Genomic DNA, 26,574 nt, shown 5'->3' with positions numbered 1-26,574 from the left:
AATGAGCCGCGAACCCTGCATCCTTCCACTCATTCTGAGTGATGAAATCTATCGTTGCTGTCAACACAGTCAGCCGGGCAGTGACGCCACCGGCTGTCGCAGTGAGGGAAAACTCAGCGCCTCAACCCGGTCCGCTGGCGTCGGCTTACCCAGCAGATAGCCCTGCAACGCATCAAAGCCTAAGCTGGTGAGCAAATGCTGCTGCTCTTCAGTCTCCACCCCTTCCGCCACCATACGCAGATTGAGGCTCTGCGCCAGGGTGAGCATGGCACTGACCACGGTCGCATCTTCACTGCCGGGCCGCAGGCAGTTAATAAAGCTGCGATCAATTTTGAGCTCACTGGCATCCAGATCTTTGAGATGCAGCAGGTTGGCATAGCCGATGCCGAAGTTATCAATCGCGACGCTGACACCCGCCTGCTGCAATTCACGAATGCGCTGCTGGCTGAAAGCGGGATCGCGCATGGCAATCGCTTCAGTGATCTCCAGCATCAGCGCGCTGCCTGACAGCTGGTAACGCGCCAGGGTCTGCGTCAGGATAGTCAGCAAATCACGCTGGTGAAACTGCAACGCGGAGAGATTCACCGATACCGTCCAGTCACTGTGGCCCTGGTTGTGCCATATCCTGAGCTGACGGCAGGCCTCCCCGATCACCCAGTTACCCAGCGCAATAATCTGACCGGTTTTTTCGGCACGCGGCAGAAACAGCTCTGGCGTCAGTAAACCGCGCTGCGGATGCTGCCAGCGCAACAACGCTTCGAATCCCATTAACCTGGTGCCGCCGGAACAGAATTTGGGCTGATAAAACAGCCGCATCTGCTCGCGCTCTATCGCCTCCCACAGATCGTTCGCCAGCTCCAGCTGATGCTGCGTCGCGGCGCTCATGGCCGGTTCAAACAGGCACCAGCCGTTTCGTCCGCTGTGTTTGGTGTGATACATCGCAGCATCAGCATTAAACAATAGCTCCTGCCGGTTGCGACCGTGCAATGGAAAGATCGCAATGCCCGCACTGAGTGAAACGTGCAGCACATAGCGGTCAAGTTCAAACGGCGAACTGATAACTTTAACCAGTTTTTGCGCCAGCTGGCGGGCTGCGCTGATATCGCACTCAGCCATCAGCACAAATTCATCGCCCCCCAGACGCACCAGCAGCATCGTGTTGCTGAGCTGGCTGCGCAGCCGTTCCGCCACCGCCACCAGCAACCGGTCACCGACGTGATGTCCCCATGTGTCATTGACCGCTTTGAAGCCATCGAGATCCATATAGATCACGGCAAAGCGATGCTCATTAAGCATCGCCTGTTTAATGGCGAGATCGAGCTGCTGCTCCAGCATCACACGATTGGGCAGCGTGGTCAGGTTGTCATGCATCGCCAGCTGACGCAATTCCTGGTTAGCGCGATTGAGGCGGGTCGCCAGACGCGCGGCGCGCAGTTGCGCATCCAGCATCGAACTCAGCAGAGTGATACCCAGAATAGTCAGGGTAATCAGCGTTACCCACACCGCCAGGCCCGCATTACTGACGCCGTGCGGCTGCATCATACTGCTGTGGCTGAACTCTGCTGCCGCCATACCCACATAGTGCATACCGGCGATGGCGATACCCATGACCAGAGAGGCCAGCCCACGCATCAGCATCAGATGATGATCGCCCTGGCGCAGATGAAAGGCCAGCCACAGCGCCAGGCCAGAGGCCGCAAACGCAATCAGCACAGAGAGCGCCACCAGCAGCGCATTCCACTCCGGTTGCGGTTCAATCAGCAGGGCATACATACCAAGATAGTGCATTATCGCTACACCCGCGCCCAGGATCAGCGTGCCGCGCAGCAGCCGCTGGCGGGTGAGATGCAGGCCACCCACCGTCTGGCCAAAAGCCAGCACAGACGCCAGGATAGCCACCAGCAGCGAGAGGATCGTCAGCCGCGTGTCATAGCGCATCATCATCGGCAACATCATCGCCAGCATCCCGATAAAGTGCATTGCCCAGACGCCAATCCCCATTGCGATGCCGCCCACCAACAGCCAGAACCGGGCGCTCCAGCCACGGGTTACCGCCACCCGTCCGGCGGTATCCAGGGCTGTAAAAGAGGCAATGAACACCACGATCAGCGAAACGCAGATCAGGACGCTATCCCAGGTGACAGGCAACATGTGCAACTCCTCACCACCCGCAGAGAAACGGATGCTGTGTACAGTCTGAAAAGTGATCTGAAAACACCCGATGGGTGAAAGTAATTAAATTTCGGTATTTTCTGGTCCTGACGGCCAGGCAAAACGCGCCCGCCGACGCTGGCCATTTATAACCTGCATCTTATTAACCGCCCGCAGAGCAAGCCGGTAAACCGTTATTATGTCTGATTGGTACAGGAACATATCACCGAAGCAGAAAGCTTGCCAGAGCCCGAAAAAACTAAGAATTTTGTTTTATCGACTCGACTTCGCGCCTTGCTGTTACTGGGTTATCGGCCGGGGTGACGTTTTGATTAGTCAAAAATAAACAGCAATGCTTCGCGTAACGCTTTAGCTGATCTATAGTAAGTAAAACTGATATAAATCAGTATTCTTAAGTCTAAGATTTCTCTTAAGATAGCGGCACTGCACTGCCTTGTTATTTTTATTTCCTTATTCTGGATTGAATCGTTAATAAACACCGGGTGAAAAAGCACTGACTCTGGATAATCCGTAAGGAAATATTATGAAACTCAAGCTTTTTCTGTTTGCCGCTGCAGGATTAACTGTCGCTATTCCGTCATTAACCCAGGCGGCGACGACCTCGGGAACCATCAATGCCACGTTAACTCTGACCACCGGTTGTCTGGTGAACGGTCAGTCGGCTACGGCGGGCGTTAACTTCGGTACCCTGAACTTTGGTAGCAGCGCTGCCACTTTCGATACCCTGAACGCCACACTGGTCGGTGCGGCTGGTAACGGTATTTTTGTGCGCTGCACCACCGGTCAGGACTACAACGTGGTGGTCACCAGCAGCAATACTGCACCGGCGACCATCTATGGCACCGCCTCTGCATCGCCGCGTTATCTGGTGCTGGGATCGGATAATGCGCAGGGCATTGCCTATACCCTCTACAGTGACGCCTCCTTTACCACGGCGATCGCCAACAATACGCCTATCGCCGCCAGCGGTACCACCGATCCGACGCTGGGGACCAACTACGCCATCTATGGCCGGGTAGTCGGCGGCGGCTTTAACCCCCTGATCCCTGCCGGAACCTATACCGACACGATTAACGTTGCCGTGAACTATTAACTGCTGTCGCAGGTAAATACGGGTGGTTCTCTGGCGATCCTGCCTGACGATCGCATGCGGTCTGCCCCTGCTGACAGGGAGTATCAGCACCTGGAGTCTGCCAACCAGCACCTTCCAGGTTACCGCGTCGATTGTGGCAGGCTGCGTGATATCCGGTACCAATACCGGCGTCTTTGGCACGCTTAATTTCGGTACGCAGTCTGGCGTAGCGGCGAATACCGTCAACGCCAGCTTTCTGCAGAGCACCTCGATTAATCTCGCCTGTACGCCAGGCACAACGCTGAGCATGAGCATTAATCAGGGCAACAATTTCACCACGACCCGTAACCTGAAGCTGCCCAATTTCAGCAATACCGTTCCCTATACGCTCTTTAGCAACGCCAGCCGCACTACGGTGATCCCCGTGAACCAGGCGGTGCCGCTGAGTTATAGCAATGCCAATAACATTACGCTGCCGATCTACGGTCAGCTACAACTGCCCGGCACTGCGCGCGCCGGTGTTTATACCGACACGCTGACCGTCACCCTGAGCTGGTGAGGTGATAGAAAACAAGGATATGATCATGAAGCCACTGCGCGCCCTGTTGCTGCTGCTAAGTTCCACCCTGCTCTCCCCGGCCTTCGCCGCGAATTCGGTCATGATCTGGCCCATCGATCCCGCCATTAATCCCGAAGAGAAAGCCAGCGAACTCTGGCTGGAGAATCGCGGTAACAGCACTACCATGATGCAGATCCGCGTCTTCAGCTGGCAGCAGCACAATGGCCAGGAGCAGTATCAGACTCAGCAGCAGGTGGTCGCCAGCCCGCCAATGGTGCGCATGGAGCCAGGCCAGAAACAGCTGGTCAGGCTGATTAAACAGACGCCGCCTGCGGCCGGTAAAGAGCTGGCCTATCGGGTGGTGCTGGATGAGATCCCCACCCCGCGTAACCCCGGCGAGAATCAGGCCGGGCTGACCTTCCAGATGCGCTATTCGGTGCCGCTGTTTGTTTATGGTACCGGGCTGAACACAGACAGCGCTCGCCCGGCTCTGCGCTGGCAACAGATCAGCGAGGGCGGCAGGCGCTGGCTCCAGTTAACCAACAGCGGCAGCGGTCACGCCCGGCTGAGCAATGTGGCGATTGGCGGTCACAAACTGGGCGAAGGCTTATACGGCTATGTGCTGGCTGACAGCTATCACCGCTGGCCGCTTACCTCGCCAGTGAGCGGCGAACTCACCGCAGAGGTTAACAAGAGCCAGTGGCGCAGCGCTGCCCAGAAGTAAGCGCTGAATGAGACCGTTTTCCCTGCATCCCTGCGCGCTGGCCGTGGCCAGCGTCATTTACGCTTTTACGCCGGATCCTGTGCTGGCGGAGACTTACTCATCCCTGCCCCCGCCGCCCAGCCTGCAGACCAACAGCAACGGTCAGCAATATATGCTGGAGCTGGTGATTAACCAGCAGGAGAACGGCAATATTGTGCCGGCAGAGCAGCGCGATGGTCATTTCTGGATTCGCAGTGGCGATCTGCAGCGTGCCGGCCTGCCAGCGGATAAGCTGGGCCAGCAGCCGCAGGTCGATGTCAGCAGCCTGCAGCCCATCAAAGTAGAGTATGACGCTGCGCGACAGCGTCTGCTGCTGACCGTACCGCCTGAATGGCTGCCCGGTCAGGTGATTGGCGAGGCGAAGAACGGACCGCGCTATCCGGGCCGTACCAGCAGCGGCGCGCTGATTAATTATGATCTTTACGCCAGCCGCACGGATAACAGTGGCTCCCGCCTGTCCGCCTGGAACGAACTGCGGCTGTTTGGTGATGCCGGTCATTTCTCTACTAATGGCGTCTGGCAACAGCAGCTGGAAGGCAGTACCACTTATCAGGATGATGGCTATATCCGCTACGACACCTGGTGGAGCAATGAAGATGAGAATGCGGCGGTGAGCTGGCGGGTCGGCGATCTGGTTACCGACTCGCTGGCCTGGAGCAGCAGCGTTCGGCTCGGTGGCATCCGCATTGGCCGCGACTTCAGCGTCCGCCCCGATCTGGTGACCTATCCGCTGCCCGCCTTTTCCGGTCAGGCCGCCGTGCCTTCCACCGTTGATCTCTTTATCAACGGCTATCGCTCCAGCCAGGCGAACGTGCAGCCTGGCCCCTGGTCGATGACCAATGTGCCATTCGTTAACGGCGCGGGTGACGCCGTGATCACCACCACCGATGCGGTTGGCCGCCGCGTCACCACCACCATGCCGTTTTACGTCTCCAGTAACCTGCTGAAATCGGGGCTGTCGGACTACGCCTTCTCTGCCGGGGCAATCCGCGAAAACTACGGCATAAAGAACTTCGATTATGGTGAGGCAGCGGCCAGCGGCTCTTATCGTTACGGTATGACCGACTGGCTGACGCTGGAGAGCCACGCCGAAGGCAGCGAAACGCTGGCGATGGGCGGGCTGGGTGGTCAGCTGCGCGTCGGCAGCTGGGGCGTGGTCAACGGCGCGGTGGCGCAAAGTCAGCTCGATGGCGAGAGCGGCAGGCAATATAGCTGGGGATATCAGTACAACAACCGCTGGTTCAACATCGGCACTCAACAGACCCAGCGCAGCAGCGACTTCGGCAATCTGGCGCTGGTCGGCAGCCGTGCCGGTAGCCAGGCGGATAGCCGCTACGCACTCTCACGCCGCAGTGCTCAGTACAGCGCCAGCGTCTCGCTGAACCGCTTTGGCAGCGTCGGTGCCGCCTTCATCGACATCACCGACGGTCAGGGCGATCGCACCCGGCTGTGGAACCTCTCATGGAGTAAAAACCTGTGGGGTAACAGCAGCCTCTATGTCTCGGCCAGCCGCGATCAGCAGGAGAAAAGCTGGACCGGGGCGATTTCGCTGGTGATCCCGTTTGGTGAACAGGGCAGCGTGGCCCTCAGCACCGAACGCGATCAGCGTAGCCGCGACAGTCAGCGCGTTTATGCCTCACGCGCCATGCCCAGCGACGGCGGGTTCGCCTGGGATGCCTCCTGGGCGAATCAGAGCGGAGACAGCGGCGATTATCGTCAGGGCAGTCTGCGCTATCGCAATAACCAGATCGACACCTCAGCGGGCTTCTATGGCGACGATGACAACCTTACCCAGTGGGCCGATCTCTCGGGTGCGCTGGTGTTAATGGACAACAGCGTCTTTGCCGCTAACGAGATCAACGACGCCTTTGTACTGGTGAAGACCAACTATCCCGACGTAAACGTGCGCTACGAGAATCAGTCGATGGGACGCACCAATCAACAGGGCTATCTGCTGGTGCCCGCCATCAGCAGCTACTACCCGGCCAAATATGATATCGACACCCTCGACCTGCCGGCAGATATGACCACGCCACGGGTTGAGCAGCGCTTTGCGGTGAAACGCCAGAGCGGCTATCTGCTCAACTTCCCGGTGGAGAAACTGCGCTCCGCCAGCGTAATCCTGGTCGATGCGCAGGGCCAGCCGCTGCCGGTATCAAGCCTGGTACAGCGTCCCAGTCATCCCACCGAGTATGTCGGCTGGGATGGCATCGTCTGGATGGAAGATCTCACCGCCAGTAACCCGATGCAGGTGGTGACGCCCGATGGCCGCCAGTGCGAAGCCGAACTGCGCATCGCCAGCGGTCAGCCGCAGGCGCTGAAAACTTACGGCCCCCTGACCTGTGCGCTGCCCGCCCCTGCAGCAGGCAGCGCCCCCTCTCCCGCTGAATCTTTTACGTCCGGAAACCGACCATGATGAAATCTGTAATACTGGCTGGCCTGCTGCTGTTACTGCCGTCGCTGGGCTACGCCGCCTGCGCCCTGCCCGCATCGACCGCCAGTTTCGGTTCAGTTACGACCTTTGTGGCGAACACCACCGTCAGTTCCACCACCACGAATGCCAACGTCAACTGTGGCGCGGGTGCCGGGCTGTCGCTGCTGGGCAATAACCAGATCACCTTTCAGCTGACGGGCGCGACCAATAGCAACGGCACGCGCGGTACGCTGAAACGCAGCGGTGATACCGGCAGCGATAATGTGCCGGTGCGGCTCTGCACCGACACGGCCTGCGCGACTGAACTGACGATTGGCGGCACACCGTTTGTCTATGGTTCGCAGACCCTGATCAACCTGGCGGGCTTGCTGGGCAGCCTTAACTTCGCTATCCCGGTCTATCTGCGCACCGTTCCCGGTCAGGTGGTCGCCGCCGGGACGTACCAGCTGACGCTGAATATGGCCGTGACTTATCGCATCTGCACCAGCATTGCGATTGGCAATATCTGTTTAAGCGAGCAGAACGGCAGCGGTGTCATCCCGATTAATATCACCGCCATTCTTACCAATGACTGCACCACCATTACCGCGCCGAATATCAGCTTTGGCAGCGCGCCGCTGGTCGGCAGCTTCTCCGCCGTATCACAGACCATCAACGTGTTGTGCAGCAAAGGCAGCACCTATACCGTCGGGCTGAGCAACGGCAGTTATCCGGTGGGCAGCGTCAGGAATATGGCGAGCGGCGCGAATCGGCTGAGCTATGAAATTTATAAAAGCACCACCAGCAATCGCTGGGGATCGGCAGGCACTGAACGCTGGAGCAGTACCACCTCGACGGCGGTATCCACGGATGGACTGACGCGCGGTTTTAACTACACCGCGCGCATCCTGACCACGCAGAACACGCCGCCAGCCGGGAACTACAGCGACAGCGTGGTGGTCGATTTGTCGTTTTAGAGTGAAGCACTGACCGGCGTGCCGCTGTGACGGATCTGATACTGCTTCACCATCCGGCCAATCAGCAACGTGCCGATCAGCCCACAGACTGCGGCAAAGGTCAGCCAGACGCCCGGCATCGCTTTGTCACCGGTGGCATGGATCAGGTAGCTGGAGATGGCAGGCGTAAAGCCGCCAAACAGCGCCGTCGCCAGGCTGTAAGCCATAGAGAAACCGGCTGCGCGCACCTCAGCAGGCATGATCTCCGCCAGATAGACCACCATCGCACCGTTATAGCTGGCATAGAGAAACGACAGCCACAGTTCCGCTTCCAGCAGGTGGGCGAAGCTGGCCGATCCCACCAGCCAGTGCAGCACCGGCCAGGTGGTGACAATCATCAGCAGGGTAAAAATGATTAGCAGCGGACGGCGTCCGACGCGGTCTGACAGCGCCCCCATCAGCGGCAGCCAGAAGAGGTTTGAGACACCGACACAGAGCGTCACCAGGAACGCCTGCTTGTCACTCATCATCAACACCGTTTTACCAAAGGTCGGAGTAAAGGCGGTGATCATGTAGAACATCACCGTGGTGGTGACCACCATCAGCATCCCCGCCAGCACCAGCGCCCAGTTGCTGGCCACCGACCGCATGATTTCCGTCATGCTGGGATGATGTTTACGTTTGCTGAACGCTTCTGTCTCTTCCAGCATCCGGCGGATATAGAACAGGAATGGCACAATCAGACAACCGACCACAAACGGGATACGCCAGCCCCACTCCGTCACCGCCTCTTTCGCCAGCAGATGATTCAGCATCAGACCCAGCAGAGCAGCAAAGATCACCGCAATCTGCTGGCTGCCCGACTGCCAGCTGACGAAAAAGCCTTTGCGTCCTTTGGGTGCGACTTCGGCCAGATAGACCGACACGCCACCCAGCTCAACGCCCGCCGAGAAGCCCTGCAACAGCCGTCCCAGCAGGATCAGAATCGGCGCTGCCACGCCCAGGGTGGCGTAGCCCGGCACCAGCGCGATGGTCAGGGTGCCCATCGCCATTAAGCCCAGCGTCAGCAGCAGCCCTTTGCGACGACCATGATGGTCGATGTAGGCACCGAGGATGATCGCCCCCAGCGGGCGCATCAGGAAGCCGGCACCAAAGGTCATCAGGGTCAGCATCAGGGAAGCAAACGGGTCATCACCGGGAAAGAAGGTTTTTGAAATGGCGGTGGCGTAGTAGCCAAACACCATAAAATCGTACATCTCCAGGAAGTTACCACTGGTGACGGTGAAGATGGTTCGAGCGGCACTTTTCGGCGGCTTTTGTAAAGACGGGGTGTGACTCATAACGGCTTCCTGTTGTTTTTTAGCCGTTTTAGCCTGCCTGATGCGGGATTAATGTGACCTGGCTCACCATTGCACTTTACAAATATATGTACATAAGTAACAACAAATTAACAATTCAGCTCAGGCAGCATAAGTGATTAGCCTGGCCCTGATTTGCCTGATTTTATAGGGCTGGAGAGCAGCCATAAAAAAAGGCGACCTGAACAGTCGCCTTTTTCCTGAACCGGATAAACCGCTATTTCTTCACGGTTTCCATGCCCATCAGACCAATTTTCAGATAGCCCGCCGTGCGCAGCTTATCCATCACGCTCATCAGCGTTTCATAATCGACCGACTTATCCGCCTGGAGGAAAATGGTGGTCTCTTTGTTGCCCTGGGTCTGGTTAGTCAGCACGTTAACCAGCGACTCCGGCGTGACCTGATCGTTACCGACGTAAAGCTGCTTATCCGCTTTAATCGACAGGTAAACCGGCTTTTCCGGGCGCGGCTGCGGCGCGCTGGTTGAGGCGGGCAGATTGACGCGTACGTCGACCGTGGCCAGCGGCGCGGCCACCATAAAGATGATCAGCAGAACCAGCATGACGTCGATAAACGGCGTCACGTTGATCTCATGCATTTCACCATCGGTTTCCAGATCGTCGTTTAATCGCATTGCCATAAGAACTTACCCTAAGCGCAGTTTCTGAGCCGTCGCAGGACGCGGAACATCAGTCGCGACGGTGCCCAGATCGATATCACGGCTCTGCAGCAGCATCACCTGAGCGGCGACATCACCCAGCGAGGCTTTATAGTTGGCGATCATGCGGGCAAAGACATTGTAGATCACCACCGCCGGAATCGCAGCGATCAGGCCAATCGCCGTTGCCAGCAGCGCTTCGGCGATACCCGGTGCAACAACCGCAAGGTTCGTCGTCTGGGTTTTAGCGATGCCGATAAAGCTGTTCATGATGCCCCATACGGTGCCGAACAGGCCGATAAACGGCGCAACCGAACCGATGGTCGCCAGGAAGCCATTGCCCCGGCCTGCATGGCGGCTAAACGCAGCGACGCGGCGCTCAAGGCGGAAACTGGTGCGATCTTTAATCCCGTTGGTATCTTCCACGCCAGCCGACAGTTCAAGTTCATTCTGCGCATCATTCAGCAGCACCACACTGTGGCTGTGACCGGTAAACGACTGGGCAATGCGGGCGGCGTCGTTCAGATTGCGGGCTTCGCCCAGCGCCAGATGCTCGCGCTTCAGGCGGCGCTTAGCGGCGCTGAGTTCGGCATATTTGCCGAAGAAGATCGCCCAGGTCACCACTGAGGCCAATAACAGGCCAATCATGACCACCTTTACCACGATATCGGCATGTTGATACATGCCCCAAACGGAGAGGTCCGTTTGCATCAAATCACTGGCTACCACGCTGCTTCTCCAACTTCTGATTCAGGGATGCGAGACAAGCGCGAATAATAGCAAAATGACGGCGAATTGATAGTAGTTCTCATTAGTATTTACAAAGCTGATCGCCGCCATTTACCCGCAATTGACCAGGTTTAAACACTTTTAAGAAGGATGTTTCGAAAATGTGAAGTTGCATGAAAATTTATTAAAACATCGTTTCAAAATGTGATGGCATTCATTCAATCAGCATTGCCGTATTTTACTGGCGCGCGTTTTCACTATGCTGGCTCCACACGGTTCTCTCCGGTTAGCCCCCGACGCCGGACGCCGTCCTACCTCAGCGGGAGACAAAATAATGAGAATGACGAAAACATGCCTGGCCAGTGCCCTGGCGGCGATGATGATGAGCGCCACCGCCACGGCACAGGTGATCAAAGTGGCTGAAGTCCAGCCTGCCGGTTATCCGACCGTGGTCGCGCTGCAGCACATGGGCGATAAACTCAAACAGGCCACCGATGGACGGCTGGAGATGAAGCTCTATGCCGGTGGCGTGCTGGGGGACGAAGATCAGACGCTGCAACAGGTGCAGCTGGGCGCAATCGACATGATCCGTGTGTCGCTGGCGCCGGTCACCTCGATCGCCCCGGAAACCAGCGTGCTGACCCTGCCCTATATTTTCCGCGACATTGACCACATGCACAAAGTGCTGGATGGCGAGATAGGCCGCGAAATTGCCGACAAGTTCGATAAAGATCCCAACGCCCGCATGGTGTTTCTGGGCTGGACTGATGCTGGTGAGCGCAACATGATCACCAAGAAGCCGCTGGCAAAACCGGAAGATCTGAAAGGCATGAAGATCCGGGTGCAGAACAGCGCCATCTCGCTGGCGACCCTGAAAGCGATGGGCGCGAATCCGGTGGCGATGGGCGTCAGTGAAGTGTTCAGTGCGATGCAGACCGGTGTGGTCGATGGCACCGAGAACAACCCGCCTACTTTTGTCGCCCATAACTATATGCCGGTGGCGAAGTACTACACCCTCAGCGGCCACTTTATCCAGCCAGAGATGATCCTGTTTTCAAAACGCGCCTGGGATCGCCTGAAACCTGAGGATCAGGCGCTGCTGAAGAAGCTCGGCAAAGAGGCGCAGGATGAGGAGCGTCAGCTCTGGGCGACCTATACCGAGCAGTCGATCGCCAAAATGAAGGCAGGCGGCGTCACCTTCCAGCAGACCGACCGCGACTACTTCGTCAAAGCGACCCAGCCGGTGCGCGATCAGTTTGGCGGCAAATATCAGGATCTGATGACCCGGATCGCTGAGGTGAAATAACCCTTCCGCGCCACACTGCCGTGTGGCGTGCTTAATCAGGTATCAATTATGGCTGCTTATACACGTCTGATGGATGGGCTCTATCTGCTGTGCATGCTGATTGCCGCCGTGGCACTGATGATTATGGTGACGGTGATCCCGATTGGGATCTTCGCCCGCTACGTGATGAACGGTGCACTCTCCTGGCCGGAACCGGTAGCCATTATCTGCATGATTATTTTTACGTTTATTGGTGCACCGGTCGGACTGCGGGCCGGAACGCATATCTGCGTTTCCATGATGACCGATCGCCTGTCGCCGGTACGGCAACGGTTGCTGCTGCTGGTCTGCGATGTGCTGATGATCCTCACCTGCCTGGTGATCTTTCAGGCCAGCTACAGCCTGTGTGAAGCGATGTGGGTCCAGACCCTGGCCTCGCTGCCCGCCGTTACCTATGGCGAGATGTACCTGCCGATCCCGATTGGCGCGATCTTTACCCTGCTGTTTGTTATTGAGCGATTGCTGACAGGCGATCAGAGCCAGCGGCCGATTGTCACACTGGGTGGCACCCACTAATCCGGAGCAGAAGATGGATGCATTGATTTTGTTAGGCAGTTTGCTGGTACTGCTGCTGGTGGGGTTTCCGGTGGCATTTGCGGTCGGCCTGAGCGCATTTATTGGTGCATGGTGGATCGATCTGCCGCTGGAAGCCGTGGTGATTCAGATTACCAACGGCATTAACAAATTTTCGCTACTGACTATCCCGTTCTTTATTCTCGCCGGGGCGATCATGGCGGAGGGCGGCATTGCTCGCCGGCTGGTCAACTTCGCCTATATCTTTGTTGGTTTTATCCGCGGTGGCCTGTCGCTGGTGAACATTGTCGCCTCGACCTTCTTCGGCGCGATTTCTGGCTCATCGGTGGCGGATACCGCCTCGATTGGCTCGGTGATGATTCCGCAGATGGAGGAGAAAGGCTATCCGCGTGATTTCGCTGCCGCAGTAACGGCGAGCGGCTCAGTGCAGGCGGTGCTGACGCCACCCAGCCACAACTCGGTGATCTATTCGCTGGCGACCGGTGGGCTGGTAACTATCTCTTCCCTGTTCGTGGCGGGTATCCTGCCTGGCCTGATGCTGGGTGGCTGCCTGATGGTAATGTGCCTCGGCTTTGCCCATAAACGCGGCTATCCCAAAGGGGAGCGTATTCCGTTTCGTCAGGCGCTGAAAATCTTCTTCGACGCGTTCTGGGGACTGTTTACCGTAGTGATTATTATGGGTGGCATCCTCTCCGGCATCTTTACCGCCTCGGAGTCCGCCGCGATTGCCTGTATCTGGGCCTTTTTCGTCACCATGTTTATTTATCGAGACTTTAAATGGAACCAGCTGCATATCCTGCTGTTCCGCACCATTAAAACCGTCACCATCGTGATGGTGCTGATCGCCTTCGCGGCCGGATTCGGCGCGGTGATGACCTTCATGCAACTGCCAACGATTATCACTGAGGCGTTTACCAGCCTCTCCGATAACAAATATGTGATCCTGATGTGTATCAACATCCTGCTGCTGGTGGTGGGGACGCTGATGGATATGGCGCCGCTGATCCTGATCCTGACGCCGGTGCTGTTGCCGGTCGCTACCGCGCTTGGCGTCGATCCGGTTCACTTCGGCATGATCATGCTGACCAACCTCGGGATCGGCCTGATCACCCCGCCTGTCGGTACGGTACTGTTTGTCGCCAGTGCGGTCAGTAAGCAGAAAATCGAGCAGGTGGTGAGTGCCATGCTGCCGTTTTACGGCATGCTGTTTATCGTGCTGATGCTGATTACCTATATTCCGGCTATCTCCCTCTGGTTACCGCGCCTGATGGGCGTGATGTAGCGTCGGCAAAATCGGGTCCGGTAGCGGACCCGATTTTCATCCTGCGACGCACTCTGATAATCACCATTGAGTCTCAACCCTGCTGGTCGTTTCGTGGTAACGTGAGGGCTTAGTCAGAAGCGGCAAAGGCGACTCATGACCACCAGAAAAATTGATACCACGCTCGTCAGTGCAGGACGCAGCAAGCGTTATACCCAGGGCTCGGTGAACAGTGTAATTCAACGGGCCTCCTCGCTGGTTTTTGATACGGTCGCGGAGAAGAAACGCGCCACCGCCGGTCGGGCAAAAGGCGAACTCTTTTATGGCCGTCGTGGCACCCTGACGCACTTTGCGCTGCAGGATGCGATGACGGAGCTGGAAGGCGGCGCAGGCTGTGTGCTCTATCCCTGCGGCGCGGCTGCCGTGGCGAACGCGATTCTGGCGTTTGTCGAGGCGGGCGACCACGTGCTGATGAGTGGCGCAGTCTATGAACCGACCCAGGATTTCTGTACTAAAATCCTGACTAAGCTGCAGGTTTCAACGGGCTGGTTCGATCACTGCATCGGCAGTGAAATCGGTGAGCTGGTGCAGCCCAATACCCGGGTCGTTTTCCTGGAATCGCCAGCCTCTATTACGATGGAAGTTCAGGATATTCCGGCGATTGTGGCGGCGGTTCGCGCTAAAGCGCCCGAGGCGATCATCATGATCGACAACACCTGGGCGGCCGGTATCTTATTTGATGCGCTGGCGCACGGCATCGATATTTCGATTCAGGCGGGCACCAAATATCTGATTGGGCACAGCGATGCGATGATCGGCACGGCGGTCGCCAATGCGCGTTGTATCGATCAGCTGCGCGAGAACTCCTATCTGATGGGTCAGATGGTCGATGCCGATACCGCCTACATGGCGAGTCGGGGTCTCCGCACGCTGGGCACCCGTCTGCGTCAGCATGAAGAGAGCGCGATTCAGGTGGCAGAATGGCTGGCCGCGCGTCCCGAAGTGGCGCGGATTAATCACCCGGCGCTGGCGCAGAGCAAAGGTCATCAATTCTGGCAGCGTGATTTTAACGGCAGCAGCGGCCTGTTCTCTTTTATCCTGCAGGAAAAACTCAGCGCGCCCCAGCTGGCGGAATATCTCGATCACTTCCATCATTTCAGCATGGCCTACTCCTGGGGCGGCTATGAATCGCTGATCCTGGCGAATCAGCCGGAAGAGCTGGCCGCGATTCGTCCGGCGGGTGGAGTCGATTTCACCGGTACGCTGGTGCGACTGCATATTGGTCTGGAGCACGTTGACGATCTGCTGGCCGACCTGGACGCCGGTTTTGCGCGCCTGACGCGTTAATAAACTCAGGTAAAAGATAAACAGACGCTAAACAGAAGATGAACCGGGTAGCGGCCACCCGCAGAGTTTGCCGGGCTGCTGCTCATTTATTGTTAAAATTTATCCCAGACCGTTCAGGTCATCAGTGAGGTCGCTGCATTTATTGCGCAGCGCCGCGACCGATTGCCTGAATGCAGACGGATAGTTCCTTGTGACGTGATGGAATAGCAAATGGGTGTTTTACACGAGATTGTCCACGCGCTCTGGCATCAGGATTTTGCCGCGCTGGCAAATCCGGATGTGGTGTGGGTGGTGTACGGCGTGATGTTCCTGACGCTGTTTCTGGAAAATGGGCTGTTACCCGCCTCTTTCCTGCCGGGCGACAGCCTGCTGCTGCTGGCGGGTGCGATGGTGGCAAAAGGGGTAATGGATTTTGTGCCGACGATGGTGATCCTCACCACCGCCGCCAGCCTGGGCTGCTGGCTGAGCTATCTGCAGGGTCGCTGGCTGGGGAATACCCGGCTGGTGAAGAGCTGGCTGATGCATCTTCCGGCGCAGTATCACCAGCGCGCCTGGAATATGTTTAACCGTCACGGCCTGATGGCGCTGCTGGTCGGCCGTTTTCTGGCCTTCATCCGGACGATCCTGCCAACCATGGCGGGCATTGCGGGCTTACAGAATGGTCGTTTTCAGCTCTTCAACTGGCTCAGCGGCGTGCTGTGGGTTGGCATCGTCGTGACGTTTGGCTATGGCATCAGCCAGGTGCCGTTCATCAAGCGTCATGAAGATCAGGTGATGGCGATCCTGATGATACTGCCGATGGTGTTGCTGTTTCTCGGGCTGTTTGGCAGCATTCTGGTTATCTGGAAAAAGCGTCGGCAGAAACAGGCCTGACGTCAGCGTGTAGCATCAGGATCCGCCGCCACTCAGGCGGACGGATCCGCTACCGTCTGCCGCACACGATTCACCTCTTCCCCCGGTGTCACGCCAAAATAGCGCTTAAATTCCCGCGAAAACTGTGAGGGACTTTCATAGCCAACCCGCACCGCCGCCGCACTCGCTTTCAGTCCATCGTGCAGCATCAGCAATCGCGCCTGATGCAGGCGATATCGCTTGAGATATTGCAGGGGCGACGTCTGCGTAACCGCTTTAAAGTTATGGTGAAAGGCTGAAACGCTCATGTTCACTTCCGCCGCCAGCGCATCGACGCTGAGGTTTTCCGCATAGTGATTCTCAATCCGTCGCAGGGCACGCGCGATCAGGCTGAATTGCGTCTGTCGGCTTACCAGTGAGAGCAGCGCACCACCAATCGGGCCAGTCAGCACGTAGTAGATAATCTCCCGCACGATGTGCGGCCCCAGCACCCGCGCATCGCGCGGCTGGGTCATCACATCAAGCAGCCGCTCAGCAGCACACAGCATCGGTTCCGTCAGCCAGGCCGAGTGGATCCCCGAGGTCTGCGGCTGCGGCTGAAACTGATCGTCATCGCCGATTTCAATCAGCAGATCCTGCAGGCTGGCGGTATCGACATTAAGACACAGCCCGGCAATCGGCACCTCTGGCGAGGCCCAGGTTTCGCACTCCACCGGCAGCGGCACGGTGATCATCAGGTACTTGCTGGCGTCATACTGAAACACGGTGCTGCCGAGATAGCCGGTTTTGCTGCCCTGAAACAGGATCACAATGCCGGGCTGATACATCATCGGCGTACGGGGACGATATTGATTAGCGTAAATCAGCGACACATTTTCGACCGGGCAAAGACGGTCGTGACCGTGGGTCATTAACGTGACGACCTGCTGCGCCAGCCGGTGACACAGGGCATCGTGCGCCATAGCGACTCCTTTTACGGGCAAAAAGCCAGTGTGCCGTGCAAATGTCTGAATCACCAGTGAATTGGAGAATCAGGCGCTCGTTTACGTCACTGAAATGTTGCAAATCGTTTTTATCATGCAGCCCGATGCGTCTGTCCGCAAGCCGCTTCGATCAGAAGTTGTAGATAACTGAAACTAATAATACTTTAGGGTTTTCTAAGGTGCTTACAGTCACCATTTGCTGAGGTTCATTACCGATCCAACATACTGCTTCAATGTGACAATCCTTCTGCTTTTTATATCCCAGAGAAATCAAATAGGCGTCAATTTCGCCTGAATTATCTGTGTCATAATATTTTATTGCATAAACCTGTGAAGCTGGCCCCGTAATATTGGCAAAGTCAAAATTATATCGCGGAGAAATTCGTGGCATTTTTTTCAGGATATCGGGGGTATAGAATTCATATTCTCTCACATCCTGCTCGGTATAGCTTGCGCTTCCGGAGAATTCCATTTTTATATAAGGCCATATCCAGACCAGCACTGACATAATAACAATAATAATCATTGATACTATTTTAAATGACTTACGCATACGGTAATACCCCACCGGTTGCCTTATCTATATATGAACCATCAGTGCTGGCAATACCGACGATTCCCGAATGGAAGTCACTCCACGGTCTGACTGTCGTCATAAAATCCGGCAGAACACCTTTTCGGGGTTTCGCATTGGGGAATTTTTCAGGATCGGGGAATAAAAGTGGCGAAAAGGAGTCGTTCTTCCAGGAACCGATCTTACCGTAATAATCCCATCTTTTTAGCGCCTCTGCTTTGCTGACGGGACGCAGCAGCTCAAAGAGATCATACAGGGTGATTACACGGTAAAAACCCAGCAAATCTGACACCAGATCTTCTCCACTGAAACCACTGTCTGTAATGCTAGTGCTGGGAAATGATGCCTGCAATCCTTCAAACTTCCGGGCCAGAGACATCATCATGGCCAGCGCAATGCTTTTGCGTTCAAAATGGGAACGACCGTGTTTGATACGCCAGGTAATAAATTTACCCATCCTCATAGTTCTGGTCGGGTCAGTCATAGACTGCGAATAGGTAACATCGTAATATTTCTTGCTTGAAGCCTCTCCGGAATCAATACTTCTCAAAAGCGTTCTTATATCGCTACCCTGAGCATGTCCCAGATCAATCCAGCCCAGTACTTCCGTATAAACCAGTCCATAGGGGACTCTGGCAGCAGCAGTTCCATCAATGATATCACTTCGTTTACTCATCTTTTACTCTCCCTATTTAACTAATGAGTTTCAGCAAAGCGTAATCATGCCACAGGAGAGAAATCACTTTAAGAAAAATGCGCTGGATATTTTCTTATCTGGCCGGGAATGTTAATTATCATTAACCTGTCTTCTTATTTTGATATACATTAAGAGAGACGTGTTGTCTTATTCGGGATTCTGTGTCGTCTGAAATTACTGTGCTATCACCCTCGCGAGACTAACGATACCGCTTTATTGTTATGGCACTACGACTATGCCCGTATTGCCGCTCGCAAGCAGAATTTCCCGCTTCAGATATAAATGCTATGGGTCCCTGGCAAAACTGGACTATATCCTATAAGCAAGCCGGTTTAGTTCACGCCTGCAGAAAACCGGCATAAATACGATTCGGGCCAATTTCGAGCATGATTCGCTATAGCTAAGCAGGCTGAGAATTGTTGGCTAGACTTAAGCACAGTGAAATCTCACGGATTAACCGCAACGGAAAGGAGCAACTATGGCAGACCAACCCATTATCAAACTGCGCGATGGCAATATGATGCCGCAACTCGGACTCGGCGTGTGGCAGGCCAGCATTGAAGATGCACGTCATGCGGTGCTGAAAGCGCTGGAGGTCGGCTATCGCTCAATCGATACCGCCGCCGCCTATAAGAATGAAGAGGCGATTGGCCAGGCACTGCAGGAAACTGACGTGCCACGTGAAGAGATTTTCGTGACCACCAAACTCTGGAACGACGATCAGCAGAACGTTCAGCAGGCGATGGAAACCAGCCTGGAGAAACTGAAACTGGAGCAGGTCGATCTCTATCTGATGCACTGGCCGTGCCCGGAAAAAGACAATTATGTCGATGCCTGGAAGAAGATGATTGAACTGCAGCAGCAGGGGCTGACCAAAAGCATTGGCGTCTGTAACTTCCATGAGGCGCATCTGAAGCGACTGCTGGATGAAACCGGTGTCACGCCGGTGGTGAACCAGATTGAGCTGCACCCGATGCTACAGCAGCGCACGCTGCATGCGTGGAATGCACTGCATCAGATCCAGACCGAATCCTGGAGTCCGCTGGCGCAGGGCGGCAAAGGGGTCTTCGATCAGGAGATCATTAAGTCGCTGGCGAAGAAATATGGCAAGACGCCGGCACAGATCGTGATCCGCTGGCATCTGGATAGCGGCCTGGTGGTGATTCCGAAGTCGGTGACACCAGCCCGCATCGAAGAGAACTTTAAGGTATTCGACTTCCGTCTGGACAAGCATGAAGTGAGTGATATTGCGAAGCTGGACAGCGGCAATCGTCTGGGGCCGGATCCGGAAACCTTTAACTAAGGCCTGGCGTCATCGGATGACCTCACCTTATCTGCCCTGCGGCTGGGGCAGCTAACGATTAACGCGGTCAGGCGGGCTCTCCCTGCCTGACCGCGCTGTTATGCGCTGGGCTGCACCACCAGCTGACCGGCAGTACCGCGGTCGGCCAGTTCAAGCGTCTGACTGTAGTAGACGAACGGGAAGTGATCTGACGAACTTTGCGGGAAAGTGACCATCAGTTCCACGCTGCCATCGACCCACACCGTATCTTTCCAGCCACGATCTTCGCCCATCGGCTGCGCACCATTGACACTTTTAATCAGGAACATCACGCCCTGGATATGCAGCGACTGTGGCCGATCAGCATGCAGGATCCAGCGCTCAAAGGTGCCCTGCTGTGCCGTGGTGTCAATGCGGCTCATATCCCAGATCGCGCCGTTAATGCCCGGCATGCTGTCACCGATGCGGAATTCACGGGTGCGAACCGCCACGCCATCCAGAATCTGATCGGCCAGCAGCCGCATCGGCAGATTATCCGTCACCAGCGGCAGCAAGCCGGTTGGCCGCAGCGTCAGGATCAGGGTTGACGTCAGAATGGAGGATGGCTCAAAGAAGCCGCGCAGCCGATCCATAATGCCCGCCGCCGTACCTGCGGTAATCGACACTTCATCGCCCTGCGACATATCCACCAGCACCTCGCGGCGTTCGCCCGGCGCCAGTGACAGGCGCTGCACCGCCACCGGCGCAGGCAGATAGCCCTGATCGCTGGCGATGACCATAAACGGACGATTGTCGCTGAGCACCATCTCGTAACGGCGCGCATTCGACGCGTTCAGCAGACGCAGACGCACCCAGCCGCGTGATACCTCCACAAACGGATTGCGTACGCCATTCACCAGCAGCGTGTCGCCCAGGAAACCACCATCCTGCGGCGGGTCATAGACCGGCGTGGCAAAGTTATCGAGCCGCTTGTCCTGAATGATAATCGGGAAGTCATCGACGCCGTAATGCTTCGGCAACGGCAACTGCCTGCCAATATCATCTTCCACCAGCCACATCCCCGCCAGTCCGTTATAGATGTGCGGAGCCATGCGGTTCGGCGTGTTGGCGTGATACCAGCAGGTTGAGGCCGCCTGACGAATCGGCAGCACCGGCGACCAGTCAACACCGGCTGACATCATACGCGGCGCGCCGCCCATCAGCGCACCCGGCAACTGCAGGCCGCTGATAGTCATGGAGACCGGCTCGTTCAGACGGTTGCTGTAGATCAGCTTAACGTCATCGCCGCTGTAAACCCGGACGGTCGGGCCAAGATAGAGGCCATTAATGCCCCACACCGGCACTTTGTTGTTGTCGCCATTAAAAGACCAGTGGCTGCGCTGCATTGTCAGGAACAGCGGCTGGCCGCGACGGGATTCCAGCAACGGCGGAACCGGAAGTGGCGTGTCGCCATTAGCTGAAGAAGCGGCACGCGCCGCATGAGGTAGTACACTGGCGCTAAGCGCCGCTCCGGCAGAAAGCTGGATGAACTGACGTCTGCTGAAAGACATAAAACTTCTGACCCTTTACGCGTGGCGCTAAGCGCCGACCCTGTTTTTATTGATCTGTTTTTGCTGTGCTGCGTTCACGGCGGGCGGACGTGCCCCGCCGTGCGGCATCCCTGCAGGATAGTTCGGCGAATGGTTCGCCGGTCAGATATTTCCGTTTTTTTCGCGTTCTGCGACTTCGGCGTTCAGCTCTTCCAGCTTTGCCGCCATCAGTTCGCGACAGTGGGTCGCCAGCTTACGCACCGACGACGACTCGAAAGCCTTTACATCAATCGGGGGCAGCATCTCAACGATCACCAGCCCGTTTTTCCAGCGATTGAGGTTGATCTTGCCATGCGTGTTGGAGACCACAATCGGAATGATCGGCACACCCGCCGCCACAGCGGCGTGAAAGGCACCGGTTTTAAACGGTAGCAGGCCACGGCCACGGCTGCGCGTCCCTTCCGGGAACATCCAGATGGAGATGCGCTTACTGTTAAACTCATCCACCAGCTGACCGATCGTGCCGCGTGCTTTTGCACGGTCATCGCGATCGATCAACAGGTTACCGGTCAGCCAGTAGAGCAGGCCAAAAAACGGCACCCACAACAGGCTCTTCTTGCCCACCGTCACCGTGCAGGGCTGCACCATTTTAGCCGCAGTGACCATGTCGTAGTTGTTCTGATGGTTCGCGATGTAGATCGCATTACCATAGTTCTCAGCACCTTCCGGTCTGCGCAGTTCTACTTTGAGGCCAAACACCGTCGACAGTTTGCCGAACAGATGGCCAAATGTGGCGACGTGACGCGGATTGCGCGGTGAAAACAGACACCAGATACAGCCAGATATACAGACTAAGATCGAATAGATGACCACAATAATGGCACGCAGAATCAGTAACATAGTTCCCTCATTGAGCCACGGCTGACGCGGTGTCAGCCGGGTAGTTTACGCTTCGCTATCCGGGCTCGCCGGACGCGCAGGCGCATCCAGTTCAACACGATCAATTTTTTGCAGGCCGCGCGGTAACAGCGTGCCGCGACGTCCACGATCGGCGCGGAATTTTTGTAGCTCTTCACTGCGCAGCAGCATTTTACGCTTGCCCACGTGCAGCGTGATAGCGCTGCCCGGCGGCAAAATCATCAGCCAGGCCAGTTTGTCCTGACCGGCGGCCGCTTCCGCGGATGGAATCGAGATGATTTTGTTGCCCTTGCCTTTCGACATCTGCGGCAGCTCCCCGACCGGGAACATCAGCATCCGTCCCGCCTGGGTAATCGCCAGCAGCATGTCATCTTCATGATGGACGGCCATCGGCGTCATCACACGGGCGTTTTCCGGCAGCGTCAGCAGCGCTTTACCGGCGCGGTTGCGCGACACCAGATCGCTGAAGGTACAGATAAAGCCGTAACCCGCATCAGAGGCCATCAGCAGGCGCTGGTCATCCGGCTCCATCAGCACCTGTTCAACTACCGCACCCGGCGGTGGCGTCAGCTTGCCGGTCAGCGGCTCGCCCTGCCCGCGCGCTGAAGGCAGCGACGTCGGATCCAGAGTGTAGCTGCGGCCGGTGGAGTCGATAAAGGCCACCGGCTGATTGCTCTTGCCGCGTGCCGCAGCCAGATAGCTGTCGCCGGCTTTGTAGTTGAGTCCGGCTGGATCGATATCGTGGCCTTTGGCGCTACGCACCCAGCCCATCTGCGACAGCACAATGGTCACCGGTTCAGACGGCACCAGCTCGGTTTCGCTCAGGGCTTTGGCTTCTTCACGCTCACGCAGCGGCGAGCGACGATCGTCGCCGTAACTGGCGCTGTCAGCCTGTAACTCTTTTTTCAGCAGGGTGTTCATCTTGCGTTCAGAGGCCAGCGTGGCCTGCAGCTGATCGCGCTCTTTTTCCAGCTCCGCCTGCTCGCCACGGATCTTCATCTCTTCCAGTTTTGCCAGGTGGCGCAACTTCAGTTCGAGGATCGATTCGGCCTGGGTTTCGCTGATGCCAAAGCGTGACATCAGGACCGGCTTAGGCTCATCCTCAGTACGGATGATCTCGATCACTTCATCGATGTTCAGGAACGCAACCAGCAAACCTTCCAGGATATGCAGGCGGCGCAGCACGCGATCCAGGCGGTGATTCAGACGACGTTTGACCGTATCGCGGCGGAACACCAGCCATTCGGTCAGGATCTCATGCAGGTTTTTAACCGCCGGGCGGTTATCCAGCCCGATCATGTTGAGGTTAACGCGGTAGCTCTTTTCCAGATCGGTGGTGGCGAACAGATGGTTCATCACCTGATCGAGATCGACGCGGTTGGAGCGCGGAACGATCACCAGGCGGGTCGGGTTTTCGTGATCCGATTCATCACGCAGATCCTCCACCATCGGCAGCTTTTTATTGCGCATCTGGTTCGCAATCTGCTCCAGCACGCGCGCGCCCGACACCTGATGCGGCAGCGCGGTAATCACCGCCTCGCCCTCTTCCTTCTTCCAGACTGCACGCTGGCGAATCGAGCCGCGACCGGTCTGATAGATTTTGCGGATTTCGTCACGCGGCGTGATGATCTCCGCCTCTGTAGGATAATCAGGCCCCTGGACAATATCCAGCAGCTGTTCCAGCGTGGTTTTCGGCGAGTCGATCAGCGCGATGGCGGCCTGAGCCACTTCGCGCAGGTTGTGCGGCGGAATATCGGTCGCCATACCCACGGCAATCCCGGTGGTGCCGTTCAGCAGAATATTGGGCAGGCGCGCCGGTAACATCTTCGGCTCCTGCAGCGTGCCATCAAAGTTCGGCTGATAATCGACCGTCCCCTGACCCAGCTCACCCAGCAGCAGCTCGGCATATTTCGACAGGCGGGATTCGGTGTAACGCATCGCCGCGAATGACTTGGGATCATCCGGTGCACCCCAGTTACCCTGGCCATCGACCAGCGGATAACGGTAGGAGAACGGCTGCGCCATCAGCACCATCGCTTCATAGCAGGCGCTGTCGCCGTGCGGATGGTATTTACCCAGCACGTCACCTACGGTACGCGCCGATTTTTTGAATTTTGCGCTGGCGCTAAGTCCCAGTTCGGACATGGCGTAGACGATACGTCGCTGAACCGGCTTTAATCCGTCGCCAATGTAAGGCAGGGCGCGGTCCATGATGACGTACATCGAATAGTTTAAGTACGCATTCTCGGTGAATGTGTGCAGGGCAAGACGCTCTGCACCATCCTGAGTCAGTTCACTCATTAATTTCTCATCCTCACATCGTGGCCCACAACGGCGGGACACCCGGCGGTGGTTTGGCGAGGATAGTACCTTATTCGCTGGTGTTAGTCACAGGGGAAGCGCGGGAGAGCAGGCGTCCCGCCGCGCAATTTTATGTGTCAGAGACACGCCGGATTCAGACCGGCAAGTGTCTGACCTGTCTGCGGAAGTGGATCAGGGCTTTGCGCCCATCCACTGGCGGGCAATGTCACGATATTCGCCGGTGGCGGTGCTGAGATGCAGCCACTGATCGACATAGAGCTTCCAGCTGATATCGTCACGCGGAATCATGTAAGCCTTCTCGCCATACTGCAGCGGTTTGTCGGGATTGATCGCACAGAGCGTCGGGTAATGCTGCTGCTGAAAACGCGCTTCAGAGGCATCGGTGATCATCACATCCGCCTTGTTGTCCACCAGCTGCCGGAAGATGGTGACGTTATCGTGGAACAGCGTCAGTGAGGCCTGTGGCAGGTGGCTGTGCACAAAGGCTTCGTTGGTGCCGCCTGCCGGTTCAATCAGCCGCACGTCAGGCCGGTTGAGCTGTTCGATGGTCTGGAAGCGCTCTTTATCGCTGCAGCGCACCAGCGGGATTTTGCCATCCACATCCAGCGGCCGGGCAAACCAGGCGGTCTGCTGGCGTTTCAGCGTGACGGAGACGCCGCCGACGGCGATATCACACTGCTTTGCCAGAAAATCGGGCATCAGGTTTTTCCAGCTGGTTGGCACCCACTCCACTTTCGCGCCGAGCGAGGTAGCCAGCGCGTTCGCCATACTGATATCCAGCCCTTCATACTGACCATCGGGTCGCAGGTAGCTGTAAGGCTTGTAATCGCCGGTGGTGCAGACCTTAAGCGTTTTAGAACTGAGGATGGTGTCGAGATGAGATTGTGCCTGGACAGCACCGGTGGCCAGCAGCAAAGAGAGGACAATTTTTTTCATTTTGCGTTTTTCTATAATTGTTTTCACAGTGAGTTTGCCTGCCGATGGTGCCATAAACCGGCGCATTGTTGCTTCCACAGCAAAAGTGTTGTGATCAACCTCCCATTTTTCTGCGACCGCAGCGCGCGTAAGCTAAGCGCCATATTCAGGAAATGAGGCAAACGATTCATGAGCAAGATTTTAATTATCGATGGCGGCAAAACCTTTGCCCACTCTAAAGGTGAACTGAACCACACGCTGACCGACGTTGCGGCCAGCCAGTTGCGTGACATGGGGCATGAGGTGTCTGTGACCCTGGCTGACAGCGACTACGTGGTCGCCGATGAAGTGCAGAAATATGTCGATAGCGATGTGGTGATTTATCAGATGCCTGGCTGGTGGATGGGCGAGCCGTGGACGGTGAAGCGTTATATCGATGAAGTCTTTACCGAAGGCCACGGCTCACTCTACGCCAGCGATGGCCGTACCCGTTCTGATGCGGCGAAGAAATATGGTTCCGGCGGTCTGCTGCAGGGCAAAAAATATATGCTGTCGCTGACATGGAATGCGCCGCTGCAGGCCTTTACCGACCCGGAGCAGTTCTTTGAAGGCGTCGGCGTCGACGGTCTTTATCTGCACTTCCACAAAGCCAACCAGTTCCTGGGTATGGAAGCGCTGCCGACCTTTATCTGCAACGATGTGATTAAAGCGCCGGACGTGCCACGCGATATTGCCGCTTATCGGACCCATCTTAGTCGCGTTTTTGCGTAAGATGGCTGGGGGATACCCCCTATTTTCCCACGAAAGAGGAATTCGCGAATGTTAACAGTCGTTGCTGAAATTTGTGTCAAACCCGGTCGCCGTCAGGCCGTGCTGGATGCGGTGAAAAAACTGATCCCGCTGGTTTTAGAAGAAGATGGCTGCCATCAGTATGACGCGCTGCTGGACCATCAGGCGCAGGTGCCGTGGAAGCAGAACTCGCCGGACTCCATTTTTATGCTGGAACAGTGGGAAACGCTGCGTCATCTGGAGCAGCATCAGCAGATGCCGCATATGGATGCGCATCGCGCCATCATTAAAGATGATGTGGTGGATGTGAAGATTCTGGTGCTGGAACCCAGCGCCTGATTCGTGCTGAAGGCTTAACCCCTTTTCGGTAAAAGGGGTCAGGCTGCTGACAACCTCAAACCTGAGTGCCTCTGGCAGCAATGAATTAGCTCAACGCGAAGGGAACACGGTCAGAAGAGGAAAGCGTCCCGCGCCAGGGATGGCGCGGGTAGAGCGACCAGGGACTGGCTTGAGCGTCTTTCCGATCTGGCCGTGTTCCCTGTGCAA

24 protein-coding genes are annotated in these 26,574 nt (G+C 56.5%); 13 read left to right on the top strand and 11 right to left on the bottom strand.

Features of this window, described 5'->3' with window-relative positions; all coding sequences use genetic code 11:
* Window positions 1-69 precede the first annotated feature (69 nt).
* Window positions 70-2,151 (bottom strand): putative bifunctional diguanylate cyclase/phosphodiesterase, encoded by a 2,082-nt coding sequence (locus ACR8BN_RS03485; RefSeq protein WP_434747331.1) that lies wholly within the window; start codon window positions 2,149-2,151, stop codon window positions 70-72.
* A 544-nt stretch (window positions 2,152-2,695) separates the two neighbouring features.
* Between ACR8BN_RS03485 and ACR8BN_RS03480 the strand changes: the two genes are divergently transcribed.
* The 5 genes from ACR8BN_RS03480 to ACR8BN_RS03460 are packed head-to-tail and all read left to right on the top strand — an operon-like array spanning window position 2,696 to window position 7,956.
* Window positions 2,696-3,265 (top strand): spore coat protein U domain-containing protein, encoded by a 570-nt coding sequence (locus tag ACR8BN_RS03480; protein WP_010249006.1) that lies wholly within the window; start codon window positions 2,696-2,698, stop codon window positions 3,263-3,265.
* Window positions 3,266-3,287: 22 nt separating this feature from the next.
* The gene (locus ACR8BN_RS03475) at window positions 3,288-3,803 is read left to right on the top strand and encodes a Csu type fimbrial protein (RefSeq protein WP_031594441.1); all 516 of its coding nucleotides are present in this window, start codon (window positions 3,288-3,290) and stop codon (window positions 3,801-3,803) included.
* 25 nt (window positions 3,804-3,828) lie between these two features.
* Window positions 3,829-4,527, top strand: coding sequence for a fimbrial biogenesis chaperone (locus ACR8BN_RS03470; protein WP_434747330.1), 699 nt, complete (start codon window positions 3,829-3,831; stop codon window positions 4,525-4,527).
* 7 nt (window positions 4,528-4,534) lie between these two features.
* Entirely contained in the window at window positions 4,535-6,982 is a 2,448-nt protein-coding gene (locus ACR8BN_RS03465; protein ID WP_434747329.1) for a fimbria/pilus outer membrane usher protein, read from the top strand.
* A complete protein-coding gene (locus tag ACR8BN_RS03460) occupies window positions 6,979-7,956 on the top strand; it encodes a Csu type fimbrial protein (RefSeq protein WP_031594443.1) in 978 nt (325 codons plus the stop codon). The genes ACR8BN_RS03465 and ACR8BN_RS03460 overlap by 4 nt, the downstream gene beginning before the upstream one ends.
* Here the strand turns inward: ACR8BN_RS03460 and ACR8BN_RS03455 are convergent.
* The 3 genes from ACR8BN_RS03455 to exbB form a co-directional block, all read right to left on the bottom strand.
* Complete coding sequence (locus ACR8BN_RS03455) at window positions 7,953-9,275, bottom strand: MFS transporter (RefSeq protein ID WP_031594444.1); 1,323 nt, start codon at window positions 9,273-9,275, stop codon at window positions 7,953-7,955. The two genes, ACR8BN_RS03460 and ACR8BN_RS03455, sit on opposite strands and share 4 nt — an antisense overlap.
* Before the next feature lie 235 nt (window positions 9,276-9,510).
* On the bottom strand, window positions 9,511-9,933 hold the full coding sequence (gene exbD / locus ACR8BN_RS03450; protein WP_434747328.1) for a TonB system transport protein ExbD: 423 nt from the start codon (window positions 9,931-9,933) through the stop codon (window positions 9,511-9,513).
* Window positions 9,934-9,939: 6 nt separating this feature from the next.
* Window positions 9,940-10,662, bottom strand: coding sequence for a tol-pal system-associated acyl-CoA thioesterase (exbB, locus tag ACR8BN_RS03445; RefSeq protein ID WP_022623877.1), 723 nt, complete (start codon window positions 10,660-10,662; stop codon window positions 9,940-9,942).
* A 352-nt stretch (window positions 10,663-11,014) separates the two neighbouring features.
* On the opposite strand from exbB, the gene ACR8BN_RS03440 reads away from it, so the two are divergent.
* The 5 genes from ACR8BN_RS03440 to ACR8BN_RS03420 all read left to right on the top strand — a co-directional run bounded on the left by ACR8BN_RS03440 (window position 11,015) and on the right by ACR8BN_RS03420 (window position 16,040).
* Window positions 11,015-11,986, top strand: coding sequence for a TRAP transporter substrate-binding protein (locus ACR8BN_RS03440; RefSeq protein WP_031594445.1), 972 nt, complete (start codon window positions 11,015-11,017; stop codon window positions 11,984-11,986).
* Window positions 11,987-12,034: 48 nt separating this feature from the next.
* On the top strand, window positions 12,035-12,541 hold the full coding sequence (locus ACR8BN_RS03435; RefSeq protein WP_039388122.1) for a TRAP transporter small permease: 507 nt from the start codon (window positions 12,035-12,037) through the stop codon (window positions 12,539-12,541).
* Between the two features lie 13 nt (window positions 12,542-12,554).
* Window positions 12,555-13,841 (top strand): TRAP transporter large permease, encoded by a 1,287-nt coding sequence (locus tag ACR8BN_RS03430; protein WP_039388120.1) that lies wholly within the window; start codon window positions 12,555-12,557, stop codon window positions 13,839-13,841.
* 135 nt (window positions 13,842-13,976) lie between these two features.
* Complete coding sequence (metC, locus tag ACR8BN_RS03425; RefSeq protein ID WP_191918176.1) at window positions 13,977-15,167, top strand: cystathionine beta-lyase; 1,191 nt, start codon at window positions 13,977-13,979, stop codon at window positions 15,165-15,167.
* A gap of 210 nt (window positions 15,168-15,377) precedes the next feature.
* Window positions 15,378-16,040: a DedA family protein gene (locus ACR8BN_RS03420; protein ID WP_010249020.1), complete on the top strand. Its 663-nt coding sequence runs from the start codon at window positions 15,378-15,380 to the stop codon at window positions 16,038-16,040.
* A gap of 32 nt (window positions 16,041-16,072) precedes the next feature.
* Here the strand turns inward: ACR8BN_RS03420 and ACR8BN_RS03415 are convergent, their stop codons facing one another.
* The 3 genes from ACR8BN_RS03415 to ACR8BN_RS03405 form a co-directional block, all read right to left on the bottom strand.
* Window positions 16,073-16,981: an AraC family transcriptional regulator gene (locus tag ACR8BN_RS03415; RefSeq protein ID WP_031590853.1), complete on the bottom strand. Its 909-nt coding sequence runs from the start codon at window positions 16,979-16,981 to the stop codon at window positions 16,073-16,075.
* Between the two features lie 151 nt (window positions 16,982-17,132).
* Window positions 17,133-17,555 carry a hypothetical protein gene (locus ACR8BN_RS03410; protein WP_031590854.1) on the bottom strand — a complete coding sequence of 141 codons (423 nt, stop codon included), beginning with the start codon at window positions 17,553-17,555 and terminating at the stop codon, window positions 17,133-17,135.
* Window positions 17,548-18,252, bottom strand: coding sequence for a hypothetical protein (locus ACR8BN_RS03405; RefSeq protein ID WP_434747327.1), 705 nt, complete (start codon window positions 18,250-18,252; stop codon window positions 17,548-17,550). Before ACR8BN_RS03405 ends, ACR8BN_RS03410 begins: the two co-directional genes overlap by 8 nt.
* Window positions 18,253-18,751: 499 nt before the next feature.
* Here ACR8BN_RS03405 and dkgA point away from each other — a divergent pair, with 499 nt between their 5' ends.
* Complete coding sequence (gene dkgA, locus ACR8BN_RS03400) at window positions 18,752-19,576, top strand: 2,5-didehydrogluconate reductase DkgA (protein WP_010249022.1); 825 nt, start codon at window positions 18,752-18,754, stop codon at window positions 19,574-19,576.
* A gap of 98 nt (window positions 19,577-19,674) precedes the next feature.
* Here dkgA and ftsP read toward each other — a convergent pair whose 3' ends face one another.
* The 4 genes from ftsP to ACR8BN_RS03380 form a co-directional block, all read right to left on the bottom strand.
* Window positions 19,675-21,105: a cell division protein FtsP gene (gene ftsP, locus ACR8BN_RS03395; protein WP_010249023.1), complete on the bottom strand. Its 1,431-nt coding sequence runs from the start codon at window positions 21,103-21,105 to the stop codon at window positions 19,675-19,677.
* Window positions 21,106-21,246: 141 nt separating this feature from the next.
* The gene (locus ACR8BN_RS03390) at window positions 21,247-21,984 is read right to left on the bottom strand and encodes a 1-acylglycerol-3-phosphate O-acyltransferase (RefSeq protein ID WP_010671121.1); all 738 of its coding nucleotides are present in this window, start codon (window positions 21,982-21,984) and stop codon (window positions 21,247-21,249) included.
* 45 nt (window positions 21,985-22,029) lie between these two features.
* Window positions 22,030-24,303 (bottom strand): DNA topoisomerase IV subunit A, encoded by a 2,274-nt coding sequence (parC, locus tag ACR8BN_RS03385; protein ID WP_434747326.1) that lies wholly within the window; start codon window positions 24,301-24,303, stop codon window positions 22,030-22,032.
* A 192-nt stretch (window positions 24,304-24,495) separates the two neighbouring features.
* Window positions 24,496-25,314, bottom strand: coding sequence for a transporter substrate-binding domain-containing protein (locus ACR8BN_RS03380; protein WP_143991118.1), 819 nt, complete (start codon window positions 25,312-25,314; stop codon window positions 24,496-24,498).
* 114 nt (window positions 25,315-25,428) lie between these two features.
* Between ACR8BN_RS03380 and ACR8BN_RS03375 the strand changes: the two genes are divergently transcribed.
* Both ACR8BN_RS03375 and ACR8BN_RS03370 read left to right on the top strand, forming a co-directional pair.
* Window positions 25,429-26,010: an NAD(P)H-dependent oxidoreductase gene (locus ACR8BN_RS03375; RefSeq protein ID WP_010249028.1), complete on the top strand. Its 582-nt coding sequence runs from the start codon at window positions 25,429-25,431 to the stop codon at window positions 26,008-26,010.
* A gap of 48 nt (window positions 26,011-26,058) precedes the next feature.
* A complete protein-coding gene (locus tag ACR8BN_RS03370; RefSeq protein ID WP_031590861.1) occupies window positions 26,059-26,367 on the top strand; it encodes a putative quinol monooxygenase in 309 nt (102 codons plus the stop codon).
* The last annotated feature ends 207 nt before the right edge of the window (window positions 26,368-26,574 follow it).

It is taken from the genome of Pantoea sp. Lu_F5_004, from assembly GCF_051136245.1.
GTDB lineage: Bacteria > Pseudomonadota > Gammaproteobacteria > Enterobacterales > Enterobacteriaceae > Pantoea > Pantoea agglomerans.
The sequence above is the reverse complement of the archived record's forward strand: the minus strand, read 5'-3'. Positions and strand labels throughout refer to the sequence as shown.